Source organism: Nostoc sp., from assembly GCF_036917635.1.
Taxonomy (GTDB): domain Bacteria; phylum Cyanobacteriota; class Cyanobacteriia; order Cyanobacteriales; family Nostocaceae; genus Nostoc.
In genome coordinates, this window is record NZ_JBALCW010000005.1 from 1 (window position 1) to 7,632 (window position 7,632).

General features: G+C 39.7%; 5 protein-coding genes. All 5 read right to left on the reverse strand.

Annotated features, from left to right (window positions below; genetic code table 11):
- Nucleotides 1-19 precede the first annotated feature (19 nt).
- Genes V7K32_RS00325 through V7K32_RS00345 form a run of 5 tightly spaced genes read right to left on the reverse strand, consistent with a single transcriptional unit; the run spans nucleotide 20 to nucleotide 7,610 of the window.
- Nucleotides 20-3,349, reverse strand: coding sequence for a DEAD/DEAH box helicase (locus V7K32_RS00325; protein ID WP_334989258.1), 3,330 nt, complete (start codon nucleotides 3,347-3,349; stop codon nucleotides 20-22).
- A gap of 41 nt (nucleotides 3,350-3,390) precedes the next feature.
- The gene (locus V7K32_RS00330; RefSeq protein ID WP_334989260.1) at nucleotides 3,391-3,570 is read right to left on the reverse strand and encodes a hypothetical protein; all 180 of its coding nucleotides are present in this window, start codon (nucleotides 3,568-3,570) and stop codon (nucleotides 3,391-3,393) included.
- Between the two features lie 43 nt (nucleotides 3,571-3,613).
- A complete protein-coding gene (locus V7K32_RS00335; RefSeq protein ID WP_334989262.1) occupies nucleotides 3,614-3,808 on the reverse strand; it encodes a hypothetical protein in 195 nt (64 codons plus the stop codon).
- Nucleotides 3,809-3,836: 28 nt separating this feature from the next.
- A complete protein-coding gene (locus tag V7K32_RS00340) occupies nucleotides 3,837-4,619 on the reverse strand; it encodes an Rpn family recombination-promoting nuclease/putative transposase (protein ID WP_334989264.1) in 783 nt (260 codons plus the stop codon).
- A gap of 24 nt (nucleotides 4,620-4,643) precedes the next feature.
- A complete protein-coding gene (locus V7K32_RS00345; protein ID WP_334989266.1) occupies nucleotides 4,644-7,610 on the reverse strand; it encodes an Eco57I restriction-modification methylase domain-containing protein in 2,967 nt (988 codons plus the stop codon).
- Nucleotides 7,611-7,632 lie beyond the last annotated feature (22 nt).

Below are 7,632 nucleotides of genomic sequence, written 5' to 3' on the forward strand. Positions count from 1 at the left end.
TGAAAATGCCTGAATTCCTTTATGAACTGGAACTTAGGCTCTGTAAGACATAATTCCTCCTCGCAAGGTCAAAATCAGCGAACGTACAGTAATTAGCGGGGCTGGGGGGAACGTTTCGGAGATGGACAACGCTAAGGTCGGAAATGTCGATGCCTAATTCCATTGTCGGAGAACAGAACAATGCAGCTAATTGTCCTTGACGAAATTTTTCTTCCCGTTCTTGACGGTCTTTGTTGCTTACCTGTCCTGTATGTTCTCGCCCTTCCATTGTTTGGATTTGCAAGGCATTGGTTTGGTAAAAACCTTGGAAAAATTGATTAACTGATATATTGGGTTTATCGTTACCTTGCAAGCGACGGGATGTTAAGGGATCGGTAGGGATTTCCTTGAGGTTGGTTGCTTTCCATAGTAGTGAGTCTATGCGTAGCTGTACCTCAGATTTTTCTTGCACTAGGTAGCCAGCATCACACAAAGCATCAATTAGAGTAGTGATTAAGCTGTTGAACTCTACATCTGTTAAAAGTTGGCTACGGAGCGACCATGTATTCGGCGATCGCAAAAATCGTCCAATTTTACTTCTAGTAGTAAGTTTGACTTTCGCTTTTTCATTACCACCAGTGCTAATAGTTGCCCAAGTTGCTAAGTATAAATATTCGTTCTCATCAAATACCCAAGGTTCTTTAAGAGCTTGAATGACTTCGCTTTTGAGTGAATCTTTTTGGTCTGGTTGTAAAAGTTTGGCATCAATTGCCAATTCTCGCCGCAAATGGTTGAGGAATGCTTGGGTAATGATGAAACGTTGTTGCGGAGTTGTTTGTAGTAAAAGAGGATGGCGGTGTTTTTGCCATAGTTTATCGTCAGCACAGGCTTCTTGCAGTCCGTCATACTCAATTATCAACAGTCCGCACTGTTCGAGGTTGGGTTGAACAATACGCCACCCCCGACGCAAGTCTTCGTAAAGACGATATTCAATCAGTTTACGAAAGGCTTCTTCATTGCGTCGCTTCCCAACACCAAACTCTGCTGCTTGCTTGGCATAGTCGTTTTGAGTGATTCCCATGTACTGGACGACTACACTAGCTAATTCGCTATGGGTGAGTTGCCCTTTAGCTTGAATTGCCCCTAAAAGTGCAGCCCGTAAGAAACTGGTTTGGACAAAATCATTGAAATGCCCTGCTTGTAATGAAGCATCTTGACGATTATCAGTAAAACTGAGGATTTTGGCAGCTTTAGCTTCCTCGCCTGTGAAGACTTTCTTGAGGCGGCTGGTGGTAGAAAGACAAAGCAGAGTGGTGGCAGTACTGCGCCCTTCACTACTCAGACGTGAAAGTTTAGCAAATTCGTTGCGCTTTTTGTCATGGAGTACACCGCAGTTAAGACAGGTTAGAAATGGTTTAGGAATAAACCAACAAGTGGTTCCTTGCAACAGAGAGGATGTAACTTTACCATTGGGTAGAATTTGGAGTTTGCGAGGAATAAATCGTGCAAAGTCTTTTTTGGCAACCCGTCCTTTCTTTTTTGTTTCACTAAACCAAGAGTCAGGAAGTCTATCTTCATCGCTTGTATCCCAAAGTTCTGGTTCATCGAGGGTGAGATAACCTTCGGTAATATCTGCATCATCAGGACTAATATCTAATGCAGTGGGCAATTGGGGCAGGATAATATGTTTATCGGCATCGTAGCGCACGACGTAGTAATCTTGTCCGCATTCCCGACAAAAAACAAGGGGATAAAGTAGGCGGTTGTCGGTGGTTGTATATTGACCTTCAAGGGTTAAATGGCGTTTGTCTCGATTTTCAATAGTGGCGTAAACGCTTCCCCCTTGGGAAATGAACTGATGTAGGCGAAAAGCAAGTCCATTAATCTTGCTTCCCCAAAGGAACATCTGTTTGAGGACTGTTAAACAAGTTTCCTCTAGAAGCTGGGTTTGTTCGGCAAGTTTGGTTGCACCTGTTTCTAAACTAATGGGTTGACGGCGGACGAGATACCCTTCTCTTTCTTCTAAACCGAAGTTCATCTCGATCCAGTAGCTCAGGGAATGGTTTCGGAATTCTGTTGGTGTTTGTTCTAACTCGGTTGGTAAACCTGCCAAGATTCCTTGGCACAGTTGTTCAATAGTAGGTTCAACACGTTGGATAGAACGTTCTAGGGTTTCATCAATGACATTGCTGGGTTTAATCTCCACTCCAAATAACTTACTAGCGACATCTGCCACAACCTGACGGCGTTGTTCGCGGGAACCGACTGTTGACATGGTGGCACTTGTACCAATGCAGAGTAATTCGTCATTACTTTTGCTACGCTGACGGAGTTTGCGGATCAGTATGGCAACGTCTGCACCTTGTCGTCCGCGATAGGTGTGTAATTCATCCAGTATCAGGAATTTTAAATTGGGAGACTCTACCAGTTTATTTTCGTGAGTGCGTGAGAGCATTAACTCTAGCATCACGTAGTTGGTGAGTAAAATATGGGGTGGATTGTTTTGAATTTCGGTTTTCTTGGTTAAACTTTCTTGCCCGGTGTATTTTTCAACACGAATATGAGTATTCGGAACTTGGCGTAAAAATTTGTCGAGTTCTTCTTTTTGGGAGTTAATTAAGGCATTCATCGGATAAACCAATATTGCCCTGACTCCTGAAATTTCAGGATGACGCAGTAAATCATTGAAGATCGGCACAACGTAAGTCATGCTTTTACCGGAACCTGTGCCTGTGGTAACAACGTAAGGTTCTTGGCGTTGTGCGGTTTCAAATGCTTGCTTTTGGTGGTAGTGGAAAGTAAAGGGTGTGCCGTCTTTTTTGTAGAAGTATTTTTCGCAGTCTGGATGAAGGGTTCGCTGTTGTACTAATTCTTTGACTGTCGCACCTTTTTTGTAACTGGGATTGAGTTGTACTAGGGGATCAGTCCAGAGTTGTCCTTTGTCTAATTCTGTGTCTACAAATTCTTTGACTTTGCGATCGCGGATTTTGAGGAAGCTTTCTATATAGCGGCGGTAGTCGCCTATTACCTCGTTGCGGAAGTTAAAAATATCCAGGTCATTTGTAGTTGATAATTCATAGTTAGTAATGGAAGGTTGTGACTGGGTGCGTCCTAGACGTTGGTTAATCCATTCTTGAAGCTGGTGATTGAATGTTAGGGTAATTGTAGAAAAATCGAAAATTTCTTTAATTTCTCTGAAATCCCAAGCTTCAGGAATAGCTGTAAATAAAAGGGTTAATTGTTGTGGAGTAACAGCTACTACGCCCGAACAATCTAGCAATGCTAAGTTCTGACCTAAGAGAGTGCTGATAGATAAAATAGCATTCTCTGGTTGCTGTATTAATTCATTTAACTTGACAGTAATAGGCATAAATTTTAAAAATTTCCCCTGAATAAATTATGTAATTTAAACTACTCCTCTAAAGCTTTTCTAATGGTTTCATCATCCAATTCTAATAACTCTGCTATCTCCTGAACACTAAGTCCTCGTTGCACCAGCTTGGGCAAAATTTTTAACTTAGTTTCTAGTTCGCCTTCTTCTTTTGCTTCCTGATAAACTTTGGTTTGTTTCAGTAAGTCTAGGTTCAGCATGGTTTTTATTTCCTGTTATTAAAGGTTGTTACTGTGAAAATTTTTACATTTCATTTACAAATTTTCTTACTTTTTCCACTTCTAGTTCTAAACGGTCAGCGATTTGTTGAATAGTTAATCCTAGTTCTAGTAAAAGAGGTATCATTTTCAATTGGGTTTCTAGTTTTCCTTCTTCCTTACCTTCTTCTTTGGCTTCTTGATAAACTCTAGTTTCTTTCAGTAAGTCTAGGTTCAGCATGGTTTCTATTTCCTTATTGTTTATTTTTTTACATTTCTTGTACAACTTTCCTTACTTCCTCGACTTCTAGTTCTAAACGTTCAGCGATTTGTTGAATAGTTAATCCTAGTTCCATCAAAATCGGTATCATTTTCAATTTAGTTTCTAGTTCACCTTCTGCTTTGGCTTCTTGATAAACTCTAGTTTCTTTCAGCAAGTTTAAATTCAGCATGGTTTCTATTTCCTCGCGGCTTAAATTAGGAAACTTGTAGACTACGATTGTCTCTATAAATTCTAGAACTTTTCTTTGGCTGAGAGTGTCTGTTAATTCCTCCTTTGCTTGATTAATTAGGTTTTTGGCGAATTCTCCAGCTTTGTCCTCACTCTCTACAACTAAGCGGACAATTCCCATGCCCAGAGAATCATCTGGTATGTCTTCAAGTTCGTCTAGGTAAAAGCGACGTAAATGGGGTTCCAACAAGGAACGATAACGTTGGGGATAGGTACGTTCATTGCTACGCTTGTCATAGATAACTATGGCGAACCAGTCAGGGTTAGGTGGCTGATATTGGGTGAAGTAAAGGAATATACTTGTAAATAATCGATCATAAAATTCTTCATCTTTATAAAACTGAATCTCAACAAAGTACAGTGCTTCATTAGGGAATTCTTCAAGAGGAGAAAATACCCCATCTAATCGGAAGCTTTTTTGTTTAATTTCTGGTGCGATAAACTCATAGATATTGGTGTTAGTATCTGGTTTACCAATAATTTCAAAGAAGATGTTGGGAAATTCTTTAAATATCTCATAAAAAATTGCATCTGTTTTCATAAAGTCTTAATTACGAATCACGAATTATTTAAACATTCTATCCCAAGCTTCTAAAACTAATCTTTGGGTACGGTATTCGCCAAATTGCTTAATTTCGTTGTTCTTTAAAACGCGGAATGTTTCGCTGGGGAAGTCTGCACCGTAGACATCAGCAGGGTCTAGAATATATCGCAGTTCATCACGGGTGAGTCCGTAGAGTTTGGCGTAATATGCGTCTAATTCTGCTCTTAATAATGCGCGTCTGTTGGGGTTCCAAATAAAGGGTTCTCCGTCGTATCCCATATCTTTGGCGAAGGGTTGCATATCCCAGGCGGTGTAGACTAATTCGAGTACGCGGGTGCTGATAAATTCGATGTCTTCCGGGGTGTATGCTTCTGGGGAAATTACAGGGAGTTGTCGCATGGTAAAGAATTTAAGATGTGTTCCTGCTACTTTTTGCTTTGCTACAAAGTCAAAACTAAGACTGTTTATGTTAGCAAATAAGCATGATATTAATATTTTATTCTCTATCTGCGGAAGCATCAAAAGTACTGTATCACCATAAGCTGATTTAGGTAATATGGAAGAGATTGCAGTACGTTCATCAGTTGATCTGCAAATATCTCTCCAACCCAAAAGCCAATCTTTATTCCACTTATTAGCTAACTTATTTTCCACTTCAACCCGACTCACCCAATAACGCGGCTGAACAGAAAAAGACGCATCACCTTTTTCCTCATCAGTCAAATTACGAGTATCGCGATCATCAGTATAAGTTGCCCAACGGTGAGTGAACTGGTGAAACATCTTAGCCTCATAAAGTGGAGCTAAATCATTAGCCACCTCATTTTTAAACAATCCACTATCTGTATTCATCATAAACATCAGTAACAATGAAACAGCCCAAGGGTTGCTACCTGTTTTCTCATTTTCCAAAACAGGAACACGCTGATAAATTTTCTTAGTTAATTCAGCATCTGTACTAGTTCTAAAAATTGGACAAGTGAGCGTATTAGGATTAATTAAAGCAATATCTTGGGGTGAAAGCTGAAACAGACGCGCTTGATTATCTAACTGTTTGGGTTGAGTCAGGAAAAAAGCAAAATTACCACATTTGATTGGTTTACCACTTATAGTCAGTAGTGAAAATTTATAACTGCGATGTACAGCAGCAAATAAACCTTCTCGATTCTCAAAATCATACAAACTTGCTAAAGCTTGCTTTTGTGATAAGTCAGCAAAAAAATATTGATTAAAAGAATCTGTTGCAATACCAGTAGGAACAATAACTCCTGCTTGACCAGTAGGTGATATTAAATCTCTAGCCATTTCAGTAAATAAGGGAGCTAAATTAATTCTTCCAAAACTGGTTAAAGGAAATCTGTTGCTAGAGTGGATAAATTTCTGGTAAGCATCAACATGATGTTTTTCTCTTTCAAATTCAGCATATAATTCTGGATTTGAATTGCTAAGTTTTGTAATCATCCTATCTCGTGCTACCATATTTTGCGCTTCCGAAACCTCCGAATTACGAGAAGCAAAAAATTCTCTCGGATCAAGTTGCAGTTGTTCCCAAGGTGGATTACCTAACACACAATCAAATCCGCCTTGTTCAAACACTTCAGGAAATTCCAAAGGCCAGTGAAAAAAGTGCTTTTCTTCAGCCAACTTATTAGCCGCATCTTTAATCTCTTGCGTTGACAAATTACCCCGCAAAAGCTGAGTTAACGCCGCCGTCGTCGGTAACAATTGCAAATTCTGTTCAGTTAACGGCATAAAAAATGCCGCAGTCCACAAATTACAGGCTGAATAATCTCGCCACCATCCCGAATCTTTACGAGTTTGCTGATATCGCGCTTGCTTTTCTCTCACTTGTTGCGGTGTAGCTTCAGCAATATATCCCAACTCCCGCGCACTTTCTGCGTAGTGTGTACGTTCGGTTTCTAAGCCTCCAAATATTGATAATTGTCCTTGATTATCTATCTCCCGTTCTTTCTTATTGCGCTTCTTAAACTGAGTAGATAACTTTTTATCATCCCCAGTTACCGCCTTATAAGCTTCATCAGGAATTCCCTCTTGCAGACAATCTAAATCCAAGACTCCTACCAAAGAATTTCCACACTTAATTCTGTGATCTAAAAAGCTAAGTGGTAACTTACCTGGAAATCCTTCAATCCATAATGCTACCTTACATAAATCGACTGCTAACGGATTTAAATCTACTCCATAAATACAATTTTGAATAACATCTCGAATCGCTAATTTTAAAGGTTGACTTCCAGGTTCATCTTCCCCAGTTCTGATTTTGGCTAATTCTTTACCAATACGCCTTGCTGCTGCTAAAAGAAAATGTCCCGAACCACAAGCAGGATCACAGACTTTCAGACTAAGAAGTGCTTTTTCTAATTCGTGATTGTTGTCTAATTTGCAAAGTTTTTCTTCAATTACTGGTACAAGTGCAGTTTTGATAAGTTGTTGTACAAGCTGCGGTGGCGTATAATAAGAACCAGTGGTTTTCCTATCACTACCAAACACTAAGGCAAATTCATATATCCCTTGACGCTGAATTACTTGGGGATGAAAATCTAATAAACTTTCATAGACGCTTCCTAATTCTTCTACGTCTAGAAATTCGTAATTTACCCGCCGCATTTGTACTTTATCTTGGTACAGTGATAACTGACGAATAGCTACGAGTAAATCATAATTATCAATCGCACAATCATCTAAAGCTGATAGTGTTTCTGAACCGAATAAATCACCATTGAGGGGAGATAAACCCAACACTTCACCGCGCCAATTTTCATCAAATAGTAAAAAAGTTACCCGTAAACCTTGCCATAAATCTTGAAAACCTTCCCGCCGCCAATGGGGACGTTCGGCTAACTCTCTCAATCGCTCAATGCTGTAATATTCTCGGTAAATTCGCCCTTTGTCTAAATCACTGTACGTTCGCTGATTTTGACCTTGCGAGGAGGAATTATGTCTTACAGAGCCTAAGTTCCAGTTCATAAAGGAATTCAGGCATTTTCAT